Annotated in this window: 16 protein-coding genes, 5 tRNA genes and 1 other RNA gene; 7 read left to right on the plus strand and 15 right to left on the minus strand. The window is 46.1% G+C overall.

Features of this window, described 5'->3' with window-relative positions:
* Window positions 1–260 precede the first annotated feature (260 nt).
* Window positions 261–968 (plus strand): DUF1499 domain-containing protein, encoded by a 708-nt coding sequence (locus LMJ53_RS04665; protein ID WP_229585025.1) that lies wholly within the window; start codon window positions 261–263, stop codon window positions 966–968.
* Window positions 969–1,029: 61 nt separating this feature from the next.
* Here the strand turns inward: LMJ53_RS04665 and LMJ53_RS04670 are convergent, their stop codons facing one another.
* The gene (locus LMJ53_RS04670; RefSeq protein WP_229585026.1) at window positions 1,030–1,728 is read right to left on the minus strand and encodes a gamma-glutamyl-gamma-aminobutyrate hydrolase family protein; all 699 of its coding nucleotides are present in this window, start codon (window positions 1,726–1,728) and stop codon (window positions 1,030–1,032) included.
* Window positions 1,729–1,732: 4 nt separating this feature from the next.
* On the minus strand, window positions 1,733–2,731 hold the full coding sequence (locus LMJ53_RS04675; RefSeq protein WP_229585027.1) for an amidoligase family protein: 999 nt from the start codon (window positions 2,729–2,731) through the stop codon (window positions 1,733–1,735).
* A 260-nt stretch (window positions 2,732–2,991) separates the two neighbouring features.
* Here LMJ53_RS04675 and LMJ53_RS04680 point away from each other — a divergent pair, with 260 nt between their 5' ends.
* Window positions 2,992–5,076, plus strand: coding sequence for a collagen-like triple helix repeat-containing protein (locus LMJ53_RS04680; protein WP_229585028.1), 2,085 nt, complete (start codon window positions 2,992–2,994; stop codon window positions 5,074–5,076).
* 222 nt (window positions 5,077–5,298) lie between these two features.
* On the opposite strand, the gene LMJ53_RS04685 is transcribed toward LMJ53_RS04680, so the two are convergent.
* Entirely contained in the window at window positions 5,299–6,819 is a 1,521-nt protein-coding gene (locus tag LMJ53_RS04685) for an aldehyde dehydrogenase family protein (RefSeq protein ID WP_229585029.1), read from the minus strand.
* Window positions 6,820–6,974: 155 nt separating this feature from the next.
* Between LMJ53_RS04685 and LMJ53_RS04690 the strand changes: the two genes are divergently transcribed.
* Window positions 6,975–7,874, plus strand: coding sequence for an AraC family transcriptional regulator (locus tag LMJ53_RS04690; RefSeq protein WP_229585030.1), 900 nt, complete (start codon window positions 6,975–6,977; stop codon window positions 7,872–7,874).
* Between the two features lie 97 nt (window positions 7,875–7,971).
* Here the strand turns inward: LMJ53_RS04690 and LMJ53_RS04695 are convergent, their stop codons facing one another.
* Window positions 7,972–8,223 carry a YdcH family protein gene (locus LMJ53_RS04695; protein WP_229585031.1) on the minus strand — a complete coding sequence of 84 codons (252 nt, stop codon included), beginning with the start codon at window positions 8,221–8,223 and terminating at the stop codon, window positions 7,972–7,974.
* A gap of 334 nt (window positions 8,224–8,557) precedes the next feature.
* On the opposite strand from LMJ53_RS04695, the gene LMJ53_RS04700 reads away from it, so the two are divergent.
* The gene (locus LMJ53_RS04700) at window positions 8,558–9,106 is read left to right on the plus strand and encodes a DsrE family protein (RefSeq protein WP_229585032.1); all 549 of its coding nucleotides are present in this window, start codon (window positions 8,558–8,560) and stop codon (window positions 9,104–9,106) included.
* 11 nt (window positions 9,107–9,117) lie between these two features.
* Here LMJ53_RS04700 and LMJ53_RS04705 read toward each other — a convergent pair whose 3' ends face one another.
* From LMJ53_RS04705 to LMJ53_RS04735, 7 genes are all read right to left on the minus strand, one after another.
* On the minus strand, window positions 9,118–10,269 hold the full coding sequence (locus tag LMJ53_RS04705) for a GGDEF domain-containing protein (RefSeq protein WP_229585033.1): 1,152 nt from the start codon (window positions 10,267–10,269) through the stop codon (window positions 9,118–9,120).
* A gap of 67 nt (window positions 10,270–10,336) precedes the next feature.
* The gene (locus LMJ53_RS04710; RefSeq protein WP_229585034.1) at window positions 10,337–11,242 is read right to left on the minus strand and encodes a cation diffusion facilitator family transporter; all 906 of its coding nucleotides are present in this window, start codon (window positions 11,240–11,242) and stop codon (window positions 10,337–10,339) included.
* A 244-nt stretch (window positions 11,243–11,486) separates the two neighbouring features.
* Window positions 11,487–11,562: transfer RNA gene (locus LMJ53_RS04715), tRNA-Val, on the minus strand.
* 106 nt (window positions 11,563–11,668) lie between these two features.
* Window positions 11,669–11,752 (minus strand) — tRNA-OTHER (locus LMJ53_RS04720).
* 33 nt (window positions 11,753–11,785) lie between these two features.
* A tRNA-Val gene (locus LMJ53_RS04725) sits at window positions 11,786–11,861 on the minus strand.
* A 21-nt stretch (window positions 11,862–11,882) separates the two neighbouring features.
* Window positions 11,883–11,958: transfer RNA gene (locus LMJ53_RS04730), tRNA-Val, on the minus strand.
* A gap of 120 nt (window positions 11,959–12,078) precedes the next feature.
* Window positions 12,079–12,154 (minus strand) — tRNA-Val (locus LMJ53_RS04735).
* Between the two features lie 204 nt (window positions 12,155–12,358).
* Here LMJ53_RS04735 and gltX point away from each other — a divergent pair.
* Window positions 12,359–13,771, plus strand: coding sequence for a glutamate--tRNA ligase (gene gltX / locus LMJ53_RS04740; protein ID WP_229585035.1), 1,413 nt, complete (start codon window positions 12,359–12,361; stop codon window positions 13,769–13,771).
* Window positions 13,772–13,847: 76 nt separating this feature from the next.
* Complete coding sequence (locus LMJ53_RS04745; RefSeq protein WP_226749921.1) at window positions 13,848–14,636, plus strand: DUF481 domain-containing protein; 789 nt, start codon at window positions 13,848–13,850, stop codon at window positions 14,634–14,636.
* A 320-nt stretch (window positions 14,637–14,956) separates the two neighbouring features.
* Here LMJ53_RS04745 and serA read toward each other — a convergent pair whose 3' ends face one another.
* The 4 genes from serA to ssrS form a co-directional block, all read right to left on the minus strand.
* Window positions 14,957–16,183 (minus strand): phosphoglycerate dehydrogenase, encoded by a 1,227-nt coding sequence (gene serA / locus LMJ53_RS04750; RefSeq protein WP_229585036.1) that lies wholly within the window; start codon window positions 16,181–16,183, stop codon window positions 14,957–14,959.
* Window positions 16,184–16,266: 83 nt separating this feature from the next.
* Window positions 16,267–16,923, minus strand: coding sequence for a ribose-5-phosphate isomerase RpiA (rpiA, locus tag LMJ53_RS04755; RefSeq protein WP_226749923.1), 657 nt, complete (start codon window positions 16,921–16,923; stop codon window positions 16,267–16,269).
* 88 nt (window positions 16,924–17,011) lie between these two features.
* Window positions 17,012–17,611, minus strand: a complete 600-nt coding sequence (locus LMJ53_RS04760) for a 5-formyltetrahydrofolate cyclo-ligase (RefSeq protein ID WP_229585037.1) — start codon at window positions 17,609–17,611, stop codon at window positions 17,012–17,014.
* 66 nt (window positions 17,612–17,677) lie between these two features.
* Window positions 17,678–17,861: non-coding RNA, 6S RNA (gene ssrS, locus LMJ53_RS04765), on the minus strand.
* A 170-nt stretch (window positions 17,862–18,031) separates the two neighbouring features.
* On the opposite strand from ssrS, the gene LMJ53_RS04770 reads away from it, so the two are divergent.
* Complete coding sequence (locus tag LMJ53_RS04770) at window positions 18,032–18,613, plus strand: UPF0149 family protein (protein ID WP_229585038.1); 582 nt, start codon at window positions 18,032–18,034, stop codon at window positions 18,611–18,613.
* Window positions 18,614–18,669 lie beyond the last annotated feature (56 nt).

The raw sequence follows: 18,669 nt of genomic DNA on the forward strand, positions 1-18,669 counted from the left end.
CAACTTTTTTGCACAGAATAACTGCTTAGTCGCAATTATTCATCGCATATTTTGCTGATTTTAAGAGGTTTTTAGTTAAGCTGCCTTGCGCTGGCTCAAGCCTAGGCTTCGCCACATAGCGCTTGGCGCAAAGTGGCTAAAAACGTCTTTTACCGATTAAAGCCTAAGTTTATAAGATTAACATAAGTCCAGATGCGATCCCTGCTAGTATTAACTGCTGGTATTTCATCAACAGCTAAAACAATAATAGGATACACGGTATGAACATCTTAGTGATTCTGGTCAGTTTCGTTGCCTTTTTAATGGTAGTGTTGCCTGGCCTGTTATATAAATATGGCCTGTTTGCGCTGAGCACGGCTTTTGCTGGCTTGCGTTATGGTGTCTATGTGGGAGGCGCAGCCCTAGTACTGTTATTAGTGTACTTAGTGCTGAAACGTAAAAATAGTAATTGGGGTTTAGCCGCTGCTTCAGCATTGTTGGCCCTATTTGCGGTGGCAGTGCCCGTCAGTTTATTGAATAAAGCGCGTTCAGTACCGCCTATTCATGATATCTCGACCGACTTAGTCAATCCACCTGAGTTTATTGCCATTGCTCCGTTGCGGGCAGATGCCCCCAACCCGGTCGCGTATGCTGGCGAAGAAACGGCCGAGCAGCAACGTGTTGCCTATCCTGAGCTGGCGACCCAGCAATATTCCCAAAGCCTTGAGCAAGTGTTTGCTGCAGCCGAAGCCGCAGTGAAAAGCTACGGCATGGAAATCGTCAATGTTGACCGCGCAGCCGGTATTATCGAAGCGACGCACACCACGGCATGGTTCGGCTTTAAAGATGATGTGATTATTCGCGTGGTGGATAACGGCGAGATGCGCTTATTGGATATTCGCAGTAAATCACGCGTCGGCAGAAGTGATGTTGGTAAAAATGCTGAACGTATTAACAGCTTAATCAGCAGCATCAATAGCGCGTTATAATCTTTAAAACGAAAGTGCAGTAAGGCGAAAGGGGATGGCAGACATCCCCTTTATTATTTGTTTAATTTGCCTTGTTGCCTTTGCTAAAACGCGTTACCGCCCGCGCAAAGCAGCGAAACAGCTCACGTTGTGCGGGCAGATAGGGTAAATACTCGGGATGCCATTGCACGCCCACCACAAATCGATGCTTATGCTCAATCGCTTGCACAAAACCATCGGCATCTCTGGCGGTAATAATCAGGTTATCGCCTAAGCGTTTAACCGCTTGGTTATGCAGGCTATTGACACTAAAGCGGCTGGGCGAGACACAATGGCTCAGTTGGCTATTCTGTGCCACCGTGACCTCTTTAACCGGTAATGCGGTGTAGGCATTGGGGGTTTTCTGGCGATCAGGGCGGATATCGGCATGTAACGAGCCGTTCGCCACAATATTAAGCAGCTGTGCGCCGCGACAAATGCCGAGAATGGGCAGCCCCGAATCGAGATATTGTTCAAGCAGGGTCATTTCCAGTTTATCGCGAGCGGGGTCATAACGGCTGGTTTCGCGTGCACCCTCACCATAATGCTCAGGATGAATATCATCGCCACCACTAATAATCAGCCCGCTGATCGGCTGGTTCAGCTCTGGCCCTCCAGGGTAAAGATAAATACCGCGCAAGCCCACCAGCCATAGATTAAAACGGATAGCCCACCAACCAATGGGAAAGCGTTTACGTGGGCCAGTTACCGCGATAAGCGGTTTGGTTGCGTTTTTCATCATTGCGTTAGCCTAACCTTTGCAGTAATTCTGTACTGCGGGTTAGCCATTTTTTATCAAGATCGCGCGTCAAGCGTTGATAGTCGGCACGAAACTCATCGATAAATTGTGCTAGCAGTTTGGGTTGATCCGCCAGTTGTTCAACTTTAAGCCAGCGCTGCCAGGGTTTAGATAGATCCCAATTCGGGTTATCAATATCGCAGTTGGGTAAGCGGTAATGCAAGGTGGGCCGAGCCTTGATTAAGGCGCGCTCTGGATGCGTGTCTACCCATTTTTCATCGATGTGCGCAATTAATGGTAGTAAATCTAAACTGCGATTTCGGCTGGGGTTGTAAGCCATATAGTCGCGAATAAAGCTATCTAAATCAGGTTGATACTGTGGGTCTACCACCTTAAGAATATAGTCTTTGTTAAAGTTATCGATATAGGGCGTAAGCTTGCGCACGAGGTCGATGTTCTCTTTAGCATAAATATAATCATACAAACACATGTAGGCTTGCAGATACCTGACTAAGGTTGTCACCTGAAGATCAGGCAGATCGGGGTTTAAGTGTAAACCGAAGGCATAACGTGCGGCTTTGCGTGTGCCGACCGCGCCATTTTCGCGTAAACAATAAAAGAGGGTATTCAATTCAGCCAACTGACCGACGTTGAGCGGTGGCGTGACCACTTCCCAAGGCACCAGTTGCTCTGCTGCCGATTTCAATAATTGCTCGGCCGCTTGATAAATAGCACTGCTTTGCTGCGCACTCTCTTCTGTCGCAACGATCTTTTGCAAGAGTTCAGCATCGAGTTCCAGCCGAAAATCACCTACACGGCTGTCTTTGATCTGGTAGTTGAAGATCGAGTGTTTAATTACCTTACCGCCGAAACTTGCGGTAATACAATCGACAATCGATTCAGGCTGGCAGCCAGCAAATTCTAATTCAACCCCGACTTGTCGTTCGGCATTCTGATGATTTTGCTGCTGAGGTGGCAGCCAATTCGTGGTGTTATGCTCACTCAAAATGGCTCCTTAACGTGTAAGTACAGTGTTCTTAAAGCAATTACTTATAGTATCGCGAATAAAGGCCAGGTGCGAATTGTCAACAAACATACTGATATTAAACAGGTTTTAAATTGCCGATTTCATTGATAAAAAATACGCAAATAGTTGCATCTAATTATTCAAGTGGGTCGTTACTGCAATTGAAGATGAGTATTTAGCAGCAAAGCCAATAGCTATGCCACTCATCAAACTCAGTTGATAAACGTAAGGACAACGTCATGACAACATCAAAATTAGTTCGGCCGACAGGGCCTTTAGCATTAAGCGCATTAGCTTTAGCCATGTTATTGGCTTTATCGGGTTGTAATGGTGATGATGGTGCACCCGGTGAAATGGGCGCCACAGGGCAACCAGGCCAGCCTGGCCCCATAGGTAACAATGGCCAGCCCGGTTTCGCCGCCGCTAATTTTCTTATCGCTAACAATGGCACGGATAACCGCAATACCGTGGATGTGGTTAATCAAAATGCCGCTATGCTGAAACGTTTAACGGGCTTAAATAATGAAGGGCTGGCGCTTGATCCGCTGGGCAATTTAGTGCAAGCCGGTGACAGCATGAACGGTAGCCTTAAAACCTTTTGTCAGATAGCACAACGTGCTGATAGCGCTGCGTTTAACCTAAATCGTGATCGGGAAATTACCGGTGCGACAACCGGTTTAGTTAATCCCAAAGGAATTGCCTATTCTCAGATGCGTGGTTTAGTGTTTATTGCCGATCAAACCGCAATGCAAGTGACCGTATATGGCGGCGCCGCGGCGGGGAATGTCGCGCCGTTAGCTACCACCACCACCGATGCGATGCCGTGGGATCTGTTTTACGATGACAATAACGATAGGCTGTATGTGGCGCTAACAAATGGCGTATTGTCGGTTTACGATAATTATGTTGCAAGCAACTATGCCGCGATGCCAACGCGCAATATCACCCCGGTTGATAGCAATGGGGCTAAACAGTCGATTAATTTACATGGGATTGCCTACGATCGTTTATCTGACAAAATGGTCCTTTCGGATGTTGGCAGTGCCTCCGATGCCACCGATGGCGCAATTTTTGTACTTAATAACATATCAATGGTCGATGGTAATGTTGTGCCCAGCCGAGTCATTAAAGGCCCCGCAACTAAACTGGGTAATCCGGTAGATATTATTTTATCGGGCAGCGAATTACGCATTGCCGAAAAAGCCAATGATGCCATTTTGGTGTACGCCAATATTTTTGCAGGTGCAAGCGGTGATATTGCGCCTGATTTAACAACCAGCGCCATTAAACCTGAAGCATTGGTTGAACTGACCGCTTCGCGCCAAGACGCCGATATTTCGGATATCAGCAGTGCTGCGGTGTTACTCGGCGTTGCGGTATCCAGTAATCCCGCGGTAACAGGCCCGACAACAGGGCAAATAAGCCGATTAAATGCGCCTTTAACCAGTAACTTAGGCCAATATAATGCGCTACAAAATATTGAAAGCGTCACCTTTGATTTGGCAGGTGACAGCTACACCACTTTTGATACGGCGACTAGCGGTGGCATTGTGATTTCTAACCGTGTCGCGACTATGCGCTTAGGCGAGCAATATTCTGCGTCGCAAGATCGGATCATTACCGGAAGTAACACGGGCTTAATTTCACCCAAAGGCTTAGATGTTGATTCTGCCTCAGGTTTGATTTTTGTGGCTGAAAATAATGCGGCAACACCCGGCGTATTCATTTATTCAGCCTGTGCTAGCGGTAATGCCGCGCCACTATTAACCTTAAACACCGCCCCGGCGCAACCGTGGGATGTTGATTATGATCCCACCACAGATCGTGCTTTTGTCGCATTAACCAATGGCAGTGTTGCGGTGTTTAATCAAGTTAGAGCGAAATGGCTAGCGGGTAGCAGTGTCATTAGCACTGCAGATCGTATGATCACCCCCGCGGTCTCCGGTGTTGCTGTGGCAGCGCCAACCAATTTACATGGTATTGATTATGATTTTGCCAGTGATGCGTTAATGGTCTCTGATGTGGGCAGTGCGGCCGATGCCACCGATGGTAAAATTTATATTCTAAATAATGCCAGCAGTGCTGATGGTTTAACCAACATAGCCGTTAATATCAGTGGCGCGAATACCTTACTCGGTAATCCGGTTGATATTATGTATAGCGGTGCGCATCTTTATGTTGCCGAAAAGTCGAATAACCGCGTGTTACGCTTTGATAATATCTTGAACAGTGCCGGTGGTAATATTGCTGCCAACGCCAGTTTTGCGGTAACGGCCCCCGAGTCGGTGGCGATTATTCCAGTGTATCTGAGTAATCGGCAGTGATGCGCTGATTCAGGAGTGTGCGATAAGCGCTATAGCATAAAAACCGGTATGACTTGATGCCGGTTTTTCGTTAATCACTTTGTGCTTAGTGTTTATCCTTTACCCGTTAAAGACCTGCGCTAAGCTAATTTACATGCTTAAGCAATGCGACATCCGCCCTGCACTGAGGGCGGATATTCACCTGTAACACTATAGGTTTTATCAGGTTTGCAAACGCTTAGGTTAGAAGAAACCTAACGGATCTTCACTGTAACTGACCAATAAGTTTTTGGTTTGCTGATAATGATTCAGTGCCAGTTTGTGGGTTTCTCGGCCAATACCGGATTTCTTATAGCCACCAAAGGCCGCGTGCGCCGGATACATATGGTAGCAGTTCGTCCACACCCGACCGGCTTCAATTTTACGGCCAAAGTGATAGGCGCGATTCATATTGCGCGTCCAAACCCCAGCGCCTAAGCCAAATTCTGAACTGTTAGCCAGCTGCAGGGCTTCGGCTTCATCTTTAAAGGTTGACATCGAAATCACTGGGCCAAAAATTTCTTCTTGGAATACCCGCATATCGTTAGTGCCTTTTAAGATGGTGGGCTGAATATAATAGCCGCCGTTTAAGTCGTCACTTAGTTGCTCAACCTGACCGCCGGTCAGCACCTGTGCGCCTTCTTTTTTGCCGATTTCAATGTAACTTAAAATTTTATCAAACTGCGCTTGGGAGGCTTGAGCGCCCACCATGGTTTCGCTATCCAGTGGGTTGCCGCGCTTAATTTGTAGCGTGCGCTCTAAAATCCGCGCAATAAATTGCTCGTAAATATCTTCTTGAATAAACAGTCGTGACGGGCAAGTACAAACTTCACCTTGGTTAAAGTAGGCCAGCACCGCACCTTCAATCGCTTTGCTAAGAAATGAATCGTCTTTATCCATCACATCGTTAAAAAAGATATTTGGTGATTTACCGCCAAGCTCAACGGTAGACGGAATAATATTTTCTGCTGCACACTTTAAAATGTGTGAGCCAACAGGCGTAGAGCCAGTAAACGCAATTTTGGCAATACGGCTGCTGGTTGCCAGGGCTTCACCGGCTTCTTTGCCAAAGCCGTTTACCACATTCAGCACCCCGGCTGGCAGTAAGTCGCCGATTAATTCCATTAACACTAAAATAGAGGCGGGCGTTTGCTCGGCAGGTTTTAAAATGACACAGTTACCGGCCGCCAGTGCTGGCCCGAGTTTCCATGCGGCCATTAAAATTGGGAAGTTCCACGGAATAATTTGGCCAACCACGCCCAGTGGTTCATGGAAATGGTAGGCCACAGTGGTTTCGTCAATCTCACCAATACTGCCTTCTTGGGCGCGTATACAGCCGGCAAAATAACGAAAATGATCAATTGCCAGCGGTATATCGGCGGCTAGGGTTTCACGAATGGCTTTGCCGTTATCCCAAGATTCTGCGACGGCTAACATCTCTAAGTTTTGCTCCATACGATCGGCAATCTTCAGTAAAATGTTACTGCGTGCCGCTACAGAGGTACTGCCCCAAGCGGCTTTAGCGAGATGCGCTTTGTCGAGCGCTAATTCGATATCTTCTTTACTCGAACGTGGGATCTGGCAAAACACCTTGCCGTTTACCGGGCTTTTGTTATCAAAATACTGGCCTTTAATGGGGGCGACCCATTTACCACCAATATAGTTACCATATTGCGCTTTAAAGTTAACTAAGGCACCCGCTGTACCTGGATTTGCATAAATCATAGTCTATCCTTTGTCTAAATAGTTTAGTAATTAACTAAATCTGGCGGGAAGTTATTGTTTTTTAGCCGCCATAAGTTCACATTAGCGCAGGTGTATTCAGCACGCTTGCTTGCTAGTCCAGACTTTTTGTCTATTTGTCCAAACTGAGGGAGACTATGACAACATCGGTACTCACCCAAAAACGCCAACGCATTAATGTGCTTGTTGAAAACAAAGTGAGCTTTGCTGGTGAACATGCTGAACTCAGTATTTATGACACTTATCAAGATGCGCAGCAGGTGGCGTTACACTCTAGTGAGTTATTATTTTGCGGTATGCTAACGGGCAAAAAAGTGATGCATGTCGCCGACTGCCAATACCACAGCGCGTTTTTACCGCATCAATCTTTTGTGCTGGCGCCCGGGCAAAAGGTACTTATCGACTTTCCTGAGGCATCATTGCAACAACCCACCACCTGCCTTGCCATTGAAATCAGTACCGATAAAATCCGTAACGTGGCCGATGCGCTGAATTTCAAACAAGAAATTAGCAATAGCGATTTTTTTCATTATGTGCCGAAGCTGGTACACGGCCAGCATAATTCGCAAACGCAGCAGTTACTGGAAAAAATGATCACGCTGTTCAGTGAAAACGAGCAGCACCGTGACTATTTAATTGAATTGTCGCTAAACGAATTGATTACCCGTTTATTACAGCAGCAAAGCCGCGAATTACTGTTGGCCAGTTGTAAGCAAAACAACCAAACAACACCGCTGGGTAATGTGCTGAACTATATTGAGCAACACCTAAGCGAAGATATTCAAATTGAAACGTTATGCAAAATTGCTTGCATGAGCCGCAGTAAATTTTATCAGCAGTTTAAATTAGCTTTTGGGGTAACCCCAGCGCAGTGGCAGCAGCAATTGCGCTTACAACAGGCTTATCGGTTACTGCAAACTGGCGAGCGGATAAGCCAAGTGTGTTATCAGTTAGGCTTTAATAACCCAAGCCACTTTAGCCGGGTGTTTAAACAAACCTTTGGGGCAGCGCCTATCCATATCGCTAAAGCCAATTAGCCGCTGCGTAAACGGCTAGTTTAGTGGCAGATGGAAAAACCACAGCTACATTTTTTGTTAAACGTAGCTGTGGTTAATAAGATTATTTGGCTTGGTGTTATTGCGCGGCTTCTTCTTTTTTTACCATGGCAAGCAGCGAGTCTTTAAGCTGTACACGGCGCATTTTTTTCTGCTCTAAATTGTCATCCGTAGTAGGGGTACCGGCAGATTCAATACTAAATACTTCGTGATCTAAGTCGTTGTATTCATCAAATAACTTGGCAAAGTGCCGGTCGTGCATCTTTAAATGGCGAATAGTATGGTGATGATCGGGAAACTCACTGAGAAAGCTATGTTTTTCAAGCGTCATATTATTTCCTTATGCGATTAATTACTGTCTTACCCTGATAAGTATAGGCTTAAATTAAAAAAGGTTTATTGATCTCGGTCACAGAGTTGTTTGAAACCACAGGGGCAGGCCTTGCATGTTGATTTTAAAAAACCGTTCAACAGTTAACCGCTTGGCCAATAGAACTTTAGATGCAGACGGTTCCGGCAAGTATTGGATAACGCATTGAAAGCGGTTTTTTCGTTTGACTAATAGCTCAATGTTGGGCGCTCACTGGCTTAAACTGATGTTCTTTAGGCTTGTTGATTACGCGGGTGCTAGGTATAGTCTTTATAAACAATCGTTGGACACTACCATGCAAATACACCGTTTTCTTTTATTAATACCCTTATTGCTTTGCACTGAAAATGCCTTAGCTGCGCAACTGGACAATTTTAAAACCGGCCCCGTGTTTAACGATTTCGGGCCGACAGCACCCGTGCAACAAACTGAGCCGGTGCCAGTCAATACGGTATTTAAGCTGGCTTTCGACGTCGCTAAAGCTGCAGAACCAGGCAAGTTAAATCGGTCGATAGAAAGTGCGGCTCGATTTATCAATATGCATGTCGCAGCGGGTGTGCCTTTAGAAAATATTCAGCTGGCCGTGGTAGTGCATGGCAGTGCCTCTTTAGAGATGACAAACCCAAAGTTTTTTGCCGCCAATAAAGATGGACTAAAAAATAGCAGCGCCACTGCTATCGCACAACTACAGGAAAAGGGAGTCAAATTTTACCTTTGTGGACAAAGTGCTGCCGCTAATGGCATCAGTAATGCTGACTTGCTACCCGGTGTGAATATGGCGCTTTCTGCGATGACGGCTCACGCGCTATTGCAACAGCAAGGCTTTGCCATTAATCCATTCTAAAATTCTTGGTGTCAAAGCCCAACTGCGCCGAGGGTTACGGTATTTCTGCCAGCGCGCTTGCTGCTGTAAAGCGCTTCATCTGCGGCTTTTAGCGCACTCACGTAGTCGTGTTGTGAGGTATCCACATGCACTAAACCGATACTGATGGTCAGTTCGACCTTGGCATCAGCCACAAATTGCAGTTGTTTTTCAACTTGTTCACAGAGTCGTTGGCTAATTTTTAGTGCGGTGGCTTCATCCAGATCGATCAGCAGTGCAGCATATTCTTCACCGCCAATACGGCCAATAATATCGTTACAACGCAATTGTTTAGATAACAACTGTGCCACGGCTTTAATTGCGCTATCGCCTACCGCATGGCCAAATTTATCGTTAATTTTTTTAAAGAAATCGATATCGATCATCATTAATACGGCAGGCAGAGGGCGCTGTTGTTGCCAATAACGTTCCACCTGATTGAAAAAATGCTCGCGATTGGCCAGTTTGGTTAAGCCATCGCGTTGCGACTTTAAGGTGAGTTTGCGTTCCAGTTTTAAAAAGCATAACCAGGGTAGCAATAAAGCGGTAAAGGTGGTCAGTAAGATATGGCTGAGCAGGGTATAGACCGAGCTTTCGGGTAAGCCATTCATATCTAAAGATTGCCATTGCCAGAGGATCATCATTATCTGGGTAAACATGGTCAGCGCATGCAGCAGAAAAATACCTTGAAGTGAGCGGGTAAAGGTTGGCTCGGTGATTACCGATTTTTCTAACAACACGGCACATAAACAGAAGGTGACACCGATGACCAGCGCAACCAGCACACTCAAGATACCTGGATGCTGATAGACACTTAGCAATGCTATGACGATCAGTGCCAACAGCACAAAAGCGTGTTGGCGCCGGCGCCGAGTATAGCGAAAACGTGAAAATTGAATGAGCCCCGCCAGCACCAATATTGGCGCCAATAACAACAAGCAATCAGCAACAAAGAAGGTGAAAAACGCGGCAATATCATAAGGGCGTAAGGCGACGAGCGTGCCACCCAGCACAAAACTGATGGATGAGAATGACCAAAGTCGAAAGCAGCGATCTTTGGGTTTGCGCCGATAAAGTAAGTATAAATAAAAACCCACAATCAGGTTTATTACCAGAGCTAATATCACAACAGTGGGTAAATGCATGTATTCCTCAGGACAAGGCAAAGAAGTGACTAGTCCGCTTTAAAATCTCATTACAAGCATAGCAAAATTAATGACAAACTTGCGCGTTATTGCAGTTAGTCAGGGTGGCATGCTCGAATTCTAAGGTGGAATGACCTATACGAAACTCACGGGCTAATAGTGCTTTTAAGGTGGTTTTTATTTTCTCCAGTGCTGCCACATCCATGTTTTCCACCACAACATGCGCCTCAAGCGCACTGTGCTGTTCATCGACTTGCCAGATATGCACATGATGCACGTTTGTTACGCCATCTACCGCTTGCATGGCCGTAATAACCTGTGGGATGTCTATATGCTCAGGTGTGCCATCCATCAATAAATGGATAGCTTTAGGCAGCATGCTAAAACCTTGCCAAAGCACATAGCCGGCAATCAGTAATGTCAACAAGGTATCCACCCAGTACCATTGGTAAAGCAAAATTAAGGTGCCGGCGATAATCACTGCCACGGAGGCGAGGGCATCGGAGACATTATGTAAAAAGGCGGCTTTAATGTTCATACTGTTTTTTGATTGCGCATACGTCAGAAGCACGGTGACCACATCGACTAGCAACGCAAAACTGGCCACAATAACCACCAGCCAACCGGCGATCTCTTGTGGATCAGCTAAACGCCATAACGCTTCGTAAATAAGATATAAGCCAATAATGATTAAGGTGGTGAGGTTAATTAGCGCTGCAATCACTTCGGCCCGTTTATAGCCAAAGGTTTTCAATTCATCGGCGGGTTTACGGCTTATCTTGCGGGCAAAGATGGCGATACCCAGCGAAGCGGCATCACTTAAATTATGCAGGGCATCGGCAATCAGCGATAAACTGCCCGAGATGATACCGCCAACAATTTGCGCTACGGTGAGTAAAACATTGATGACCACGGCAACAAGTAGTTTGCTATCGCCAAGGTTTTCTGTGCCATGGTGGTGGGAATGGGGCATAAGCGGTTTCCTGCTGCTAATTGATGATGATGCACGTATACAACAGCAAACGATACTAGATAGCTGTAATAGGCATGCAGTTAAGCATAGGAAGAATAACGGTTATTCACCACGTCAATCCAGTTAATGCGTTTTAGTAGAGTAGCACTTAAACACGTAGATAAAGAGAGTCATATACGCTAAAGAGCGGGCGGTGCTCACCCAGCTGAGCTGACAATAGATTAGATGAGTTTCAAATAGAATTTGGTGGATTGTACTGGGTTCGATCCAGTGACCCCCGCCTTGTAAGGGCGGTGCTCTCCCAGCTGAGCTAACAATCCATGGGACATATAACAACGAATTGGTGGATTGTACTGTGTTTGAATCAGTGGCAACCCTGTCTTAGCAAAGAGCGGGCGGTGCTCTTTTTTAAGTTTACAAAAAATTTGGTGGATTGTACTGGGTGCGAAGTAGTGACAACCGTGTCTTGGTAAAGAACGGGCGGTGCTCTCCCAGCTGAGCTAACAATTCAGTTTTCAGTTTTACCTGAAGGGAGCATAGAATTGGTGGATTGTACTGGGTTCGAACCAGTGACCCCCGCCTTGTAAGGGCGGTGCTCTCCCAGCTGAGCTAACAATCCATGGGACATATGATATCGAATTGGTGGATTGTACTGGGTTCGAACCAGTGACCCCCGCCTTGTAAGGGCGGTGCTCTCCCAGCTGAGCTAACAATCCAGTTTTCAGTTTTACCTGAAGGGAGCATCAAATTGGTGGATTGTACTGAATTCAAATCAGTGGCAACCCTGTCTTAGCAAAGAGCGGGCGGTGCTCTCATTTAAGTTTAAAACATCAAATTGGTGGATTGTACTGGGTTCGAACCAGTGACCCCCGCCTTGTAAGGGCGGTGCTCTCCCAGCTGAGCTAACAATCCACGCTGTGATGGCGCTCATTATAGGCAGCAAGAAAAGAGTGTCAACTTTATTTTCTGAAAATGCTACCGCTTGCCGCAAAAGTGAACAGCATTTTGCCTATTGCCGAAAAAGTCTGCATGAACAACGACAGCTTTGGTGCATCCTGCGGCTGGCATTGCTACAATAGCCAGCTTATAGCTTGTTCAGTCAGATATGGAAAAATTATGTCATTGGTGACTCGTTTTGCCCCAAGCCCAACCGGTTATTTGCATGTTGGTGGTGCTCGTACTGCCTTATTTAGCTGGTTATACGCTAAAAAGCAGGGTGGTAAATTTATCCTGCGTATTGAAGATACGGATTTAGAGCGTTCAACGCAGGCATCGGTTGATGCCATTTTAGAAGGCATGCAGTGGTTGGGGCTGGATCACGATGAAGGCCCTTATTATCAAACTCAGCGGTTTGATTTATATAAAGAGGTGGTTGCGCAATTATTAGCTGAAGGCAAAGCCTATAAGTGCTTTTGTACTGTTGAAGAAGTAGACGCCATGCGTGAAGCGCAAATGGCCGCCGGGGAAAAACCCAAATACAACGGTATGTGGCGTGACAGAACCGATCACCCGAGCGATAAGCCTTATGTTATTCGTTTTAAAAACCCACTAGATGGTGTAGTGGTAATTGACGATATGATCAAAGGCCGCATTGAAATTGCTAATGCCGAGCTGGACGATTTGATTATTGCTCGAAGCGACGGTACCCCAACTTACAACCTGACCGTAGTGGTAGATGACTGGAAAATGGGGATTACTCATGTGATCCGCGGTGATGACCATGTTAACAATACGCCTCGGCAAATGAACATTTTAGCGGCATTGGGTGCAGATATTCCAAAATACGCACACGTACCGATGATATTAGGCGATGACGGCAAGCGCTTATCCAAGCGCCACGGCGCTGTTGGCGTGATGCAGTATCGCGATAATGGTTTCTTACCGCAGGCGTTATTAAACTATTTAGTGCGTTTGGGCTGGTCTCATGGCGATCAAGAAATTTTTAGTATTGATGAATTAAAAGATCTCTTTGATTTGTCTGCCTGTAACCGCGCACCCTCTGCTTTTAATACTGACAAGCTGATTTGGCTTAACCAGCATTATATGAAAACGCTGCCAGCAGAGCAGGTGGCTGAGCACTTAGCTTGGCATCTGGCAGAGCAAAAGTTGAATACTGAAAACGGCCCGGCGCTTACTGACGTGATTAGCGTGCAAGCTGAGCGGGTAAAAACGCTAAAAGAGTTGGTAGAAGTCAGCCGTTATTTTTACGAAGACTTCAGCGAGTTTGAAGAAAATGCAGCGAAAAAGCATTTACGTATTGTTGCAGCGGAACCTTTAGCGTTAGTTCAAGCCAAACTGGCTGAACTCAGCACATGGGATGCGGCCAATATCCACCAAACGATTAATGCAGCAGCAGAAGCATTGGGTTTAGGTATGGGTAAAGTCGGCATGCCATTGCGTGTGGCGGTTACCGGTGGCGGTAACTCACCTGCTTTGGATCAGACGTTGTATTTAGTCGGCAAAGAGCGTGCTTTAGCGCGGATCACACTGGCACTTGACTATATAAAGCAACGCGCTGAAAGTAACTAAGCGGTTAGCCAGAGCTAGCGTCTGAAGATTCGGCGCTAGCATTACTTAGAAACCCCATAAAGAAATTACGCCTAACATGCCTGTTTTAATACTTTTGCTCGGATTACTGTCCTTTAGTGTACTCGCCAACGAAGAACCCGAGAACGATGCGGGAACGTTGCCTGAATTTATCGATTTGGGTATTTTGGGCACCATTACGGGTGATATCGAACTCGGCTTTTTGTTTATCGACGGAAATACCGAAGCACGAGGCTGGCGGCTGGTCACCGAAATGGTGCATGACACTGAGTATTTTCGGAATAAGTATCAGTTTCAGGGGCGGTTACAAAAAAATCAATTTACCAATACAGATACCGGTGATGTGACCAGCCAAACGACCATAAAGCGTTACGCGTTCACGGGGCAAAGCAATTATAAATTCCTAAGTGGTACACAGTCATTCTTTGGCCGTGCAGCTTATGCCTATGACATGCTCGGGGCTTTTAAACAGCAAGGGCAGTTGGTAACAGGTTATGCTAACCGTATTTATGAGCACCAAGCTAACTATTTAGACTTAGAAACCGGCCCGGGTTTTGCCTATCGCGAAGCAGCATCGGGTAACACTAGCCGTGGTTTAATCTGGTTTTTAGCGGCCAACTTCGATCAAGAGTTGTATAAAGGCAGTCGCTTTCGGCAGACTTTTGAGGGAAACGTATCGCTGGATGGCAATAACTCGATATTTACCAGTCGCACGTCGTTAACATCGCAAATTAATGGTCGTTTAGGCATGCGTTTAAGTTTTAGTGTGAACTATAACTCTGAGCCTGAAGGCGATGCTGAAACGACAGATACAGAAACGTCGGCTTCACTGGTTTATGCTTTTTAAATGAGTAGTGTTACAGCTAAGCTTTAAGGTATTGAACAAAACAAAAAAGGGATTTAGGGTTAATATCGAGCAGTGTAATGTTTAGCATAACGCAGTTTGCTCACATCAACACGCCATGAATCATCCCTGAGGCTCGATGATGATCTTCATTCCTGAAGTTCACCCTTCCGGGCCTGCAAAGCTGTTCAAACTCGTTCCCAACGAATTTGTCCGGCCATCCATGGCCTTTAACGGTTGATTTAGAGCAAACAGGTCATGCTCAACTGATTTGCATTAGACTCAAGGTCATTTTTTAAGCGCATTCACTAGTTGGTGTTCAATTAGTGCAGGATACGGGCTCTTAATGTACCTGGGATCGCTTTTAATTCATTTAACGCCTGTTCACTATCTTCAGAATCAATATCAATTACCACATAACCAATTTCTTGTACGGTCTGTAAGTACTGACCAGAGATATTGATATTATGCCTTGCAAAAGCTTCGTTGATCTTGGTCAGCATACCAGGTTGGTTTTTGTGGATATGCAACAAGCGTGAGCGGCCTTTGTGCTCAGGTAGTGATACTTCAGGGAAGTTAACAGCGGATAGTGTTGAACCATTGTCACTGTATTTAACCAGCTTACCCGCCACTTCAAAACCAATGTTTTCTTGTGCTTCTTGGGTTGAACCACCGATGTGCGGAGTCAAAATCACATTATCAAATTGACGCAGGGGTGAAACAAACTCTTCGCTGTTGCCTTTGGGTTCGATAGGGAAGACGTCAATGGCGGCGCCGGCCAACCTTTGGCTTTCTAAAGCAGCGGTGAGTGCCGGAATATCGACCACCGTGCCGCGCGAAGCATTGATCAAGATCGCGCCTTGTTTCATTAGCGCCAGTTCTGTTTCACCAATCATGTTTTGAGTTTGTACGGTTTCAGGTACATGCAAACTGATCACATCTGAGGTTTTCAGTAAGGTTTCTAAATCAACTTGTGTTGAGTTACCTAACACTAATTTGCTTTCGATATCATAAAATTGCACGCGCATACCGATATTTTCAGCCATGATACCTAACTGCGTACCGATATGGCCATAACCAATAATCCCCAAGGTTTTACCGCGGGCTTCAAACGATTGGTCTGCCGTTTTTAACCACTCGCCACGATGGGCAGCGGCGTTACGTTGTGGAATACCGCGTAACAGCATAATTAATTGGCCTAATACTAACTCGGCAACCGAACGCGTGTTAGAGAAGGGCGCATTAAACACCGGAATGGCGCGAGTTAACGCGGCATGCAGATCCACTTGGTTAGTACCAATACAAAAACAACCAATCGCCATCAGTTTATTGGCGGCATCTAATACCGGCTCGGTCAGCTGAGTGCGCGAGCGAATACCGATGACATGTGCATCTTTGATTCGCTCAATCAGCTCATCTTCTGGTAACGAAGTCTTCAGATACTCGATATTGGTATAACCATTATCTTTAAAGGTTTGTACGGCACTGTGGTGCAAACCCTCGAGCAGCAGGATTTTAATCTTGTCTTTTGCTAGCGAAAATTTTTCCATGTCACGTCTCTTGTGCTTAATTAAATTAAAAAATGCTGCCTATGATTGTCGTCGTATTGCTGCAGCTTCGGTGCTGCATTTTATTATTTTAAGGTTTGGGTGCCGTTAGCTGTGCCAACCAGCACGATATCGGCATTACGCTGAGCAAAAATACCGTTGGTAACTACGCCGACAATATTGTTTAATTGTTGCTCTAGTTGCAGCGGATCGGTGATGGCTAAGCCGTGTACATCAATGATCTGATTACCGTTATCTGTAATTACGCCTTGGCGTAAAACCGGTTTGCCACCCAGTTTGCTTAATTCGCGGCTAACATAGGCGCTGGCCATTGGGATCACTTCAACCGGTAACGGGAAACGGCCCATCACGTCTACTTGCTTGCTGCTATCAACAATACAAATAAAGGTATCGGCTACGGCGGCAACAATTTTTTCGCGAGTCAATGCGGCACCGCCACCTTTAATCATATGGCGCTGCGGGTTAATTTCGTCAGCGCCATCGATATACACATTAAAGCTAGCCACGTCATTTAAGTCGAACACCGGAATACCCAGCGCGGTTAATCGTGCTGTGGATTGCTCCGAGCTAGACACAGCGCCAGTGATTTTATGCTTAATCTCGGCTAAGGCATCGATAAAATGATTCACGGTAGAGCCGGTACCGACACCGACAATGGAGTTCTCAGGGATAAAAGCCAGTGCTGAGCGGGCAGCATTTCGTTTCATTTCATCTTGAGTCATTGCTTATCTACTTTATACGTTTAGCCATACAGATGGATATTATATCGGCTGTGTTAAAAAAAGACAGTGTTGCTTTTGCTCTGTCTGCTCAGTCGGCGTTAAAACGCCAAAAATGTGAAGGTGTCGCGATAGCCGCCATGGGCTGATCCCAGGGCGCTATCGGTAATTCAGGCCATTGCTGGCAATTATGCGCTAAACCAATTAATTGCGGTGTGCGCGCTGGCGCAGCGAGATGATTTAACGGCGCAAGCGTACGATCGTAAAAACCACCGCCCATACCCAAGCGTTGGCCACGATCATCGAAAGCGACTAAGGGTGTAAAAATAACATCGAGCTCGGCCACCGGTTTAATGTGTTGGCAATGCCAAGCGGGCTCGGCAATACCGAATTTGTTTGTTCGCATCGGCATTGAAGGCAAGTAATGCTGAAATAACAAATAGCCACTGACAAAAGGATGCAGTACCGGTAAATACAGCTGTTTATTAGCGTCGAGTAAGGCGTTGATTAATGGGCTGGTATTAATTTCGGCATCGTTGCTTAGGTATAAAGCAAAGTGTTGTTGGCACATGATGTCAGGTTGGCTAAGGATTTGCTGGCAGAGCGCAAGGGCGGCGCTATGTTGGGTTGCGGCAGAAAGGGCTTGGCGACGCTGTCGCATTTCTGTACGCAATTGCTGACGACTTAACATGTCTTGCTGCAGCCTCGCAAAATCGGAATGGCAAAGACAAACCGCTGAGCCTGAGGCGGTTTGTAAGTGTTCTCCAAGTTGCCGTAACTTATTTAAGCCCTTGAACCCAAGGTTCAAGGCGGAAGGCCAATGGTCACCGTAGGCTTCCCAGTACAAGCCGGGCCTGCACAAAAGCAACGCAAAAGCATCCCTAGGTAAAACAATTATCGGCTCAGGGACGTCAACAAGCACACAAACAACCCAGAGAACGCCTTAAGTATAACATCCGTAACGGCGCTGTCTAAATTATTCGATAAATTGTCGGTTTGTTTGCTGTTTGTTTATGCACTTTGGCCTGCAGAGCATAGCCCTAGCAGTATTGGCCAAAACGGGTGGGGGTGTTAGCATAAGCTACTTTGATTTTTTTAGGCGAGGGGTGCTATGCCCGGTTCTTTGATTCACAGCTATGATCGTTGGAGTACGGCACTTGAGCAAGCCCATGTGATGGCATCGGCCGCCGAGCTGCATGGTTTAATTAGTGGTTTACTCAGCGGTGGCTTATCTGCGAAATCGGCTGACTTCTTAGCCGTGTTGTACGATTTTTTAAATGATGGTCAGGCTTTACCCGCAGCGCTAAAAGCCGACGTCCAGCAGTTAATTAGCAATACTGCCATCAGTTTACAAAGCGGTGAATACGATTTTGCACTATTGCTGCCCAACGAAGATGATGCCTTGGTTGAACGGTTAGAAGCCATGGTGGAATGGACACAAGCCTTTTTAGTTGGTTTTGCGGTGCAGCAAACGGATCTGTCTTTAGTGTCAGAAGATGTGCGCGAAGCGGTAGAGCAATTGACCGAAGTGACCAAAGTGGATCTTACTACCAGCTCTGATAGCAGTGCTGAAGAAAACGAAGAAGCTTATTACATGGTACTCGAACATATTCGGTTAATGGTGTTCAGTTGCTTTAACGATGTCGGGCAAAAGTTTCAAGATAAAGGCCCTGTAAGTAAAACACTGCATTAATCTGTTGATGGGCGTTTTAGGCTAAGCGTAAGGTGCGCTTAGGCCAAATACAGCTT

Source organism: Rheinheimera sp. UJ51 (genome assembly GCF_020819615.1).
Classification (GTDB): Bacteria; Pseudomonadota; Gammaproteobacteria; order Enterobacterales; family Alteromonadaceae; genus Alishewanella; species Alishewanella maricola.

Bases quoted from the DNA above. Each gene is read 5' to 3' on its own strand.
- LMJ53_RS04680 (WP_229585028.1), top strand. From the start codon at position 2,992: ATGACAACATCAAAATTAGTTCGGCCGACAGGGCCTTTAGCATTAAGC.
- LMJ53_RS04665 (WP_229585025.1), top strand. From the start codon at position 261: ATGAACATCTTAGTGATTCTGGTCAGTTTCGTTGCCTTTTTAATGGTA.
- serA (WP_229585036.1), bottom strand. From the start codon at position 16,183: ATGGAAAAATTTTCGCTAGCAAAAGACAAGATTAAAATCCTGCTGCTC.
- LMJ53_RS04770 (WP_229585038.1), top strand. From the start codon at position 18,032: ATGCCCGGTTCTTTGATTCACAGCTATGATCGTTGGAGTACGGCACTT.
- LMJ53_RS04705 (WP_229585033.1), bottom strand. From the start codon at position 10,269: ATGCATTTACCCACTGTTGTGATATTAGCTCTGGTAATAAACCTGATT.
- LMJ53_RS04695 (WP_229585031.1), bottom strand. From the start codon at position 8,223: ATGACGCTTGAAAAACATAGCTTTCTCAGTGAGTTTCCCGATCATCAC.
- LMJ53_RS04710 (WP_229585034.1), bottom strand. From the start codon at position 11,242: ATGCCCCATTCCCACCACCATGGCACAGAAAACCTTGGCGATAGCAAA.
- LMJ53_RS04745 (WP_226749921.1), top strand. From the start codon at position 13,848: ATGCCTGTTTTAATACTTTTGCTCGGATTACTGTCCTTTAGTGTACTC.
- LMJ53_RS04760 (WP_229585037.1), bottom strand. From the start codon at position 17,611: ATGTTAAGTCGTCAGCAATTGCGTACAGAAATGCGACAGCGTCGCCAA.
- LMJ53_RS04670 (WP_229585026.1), bottom strand. From the start codon at position 1,728: ATGATGAAAAACGCAACCAAACCGCTTATCGCGGTAACTGGCCCACGT.
- LMJ53_RS04685 (WP_229585029.1), bottom strand. From the start codon at position 6,819: ATGATTTATGCAAATCCAGGTACAGCGGGTGCCTTAGTTAACTTTAAA.
- gltX (WP_229585035.1), top strand. From the start codon at position 12,359: ATGTCATTGGTGACTCGTTTTGCCCCAAGCCCAACCGGTTATTTGCAT.
- rpiA (WP_226749923.1), bottom strand. From the start codon at position 16,923: ATGACTCAAGATGAAATGAAACGAAATGCTGCCCGCTCAGCACTGGCT.
- LMJ53_RS04690 (WP_229585030.1), top strand. From the start codon at position 6,975: ATGACAACATCGGTACTCACCCAAAAACGCCAACGCATTAATGTGCTT.
- LMJ53_RS04700 (WP_229585032.1), top strand. From the start codon at position 8,558: ATGCAAATACACCGTTTTCTTTTATTAATACCCTTATTGCTTTGCACT.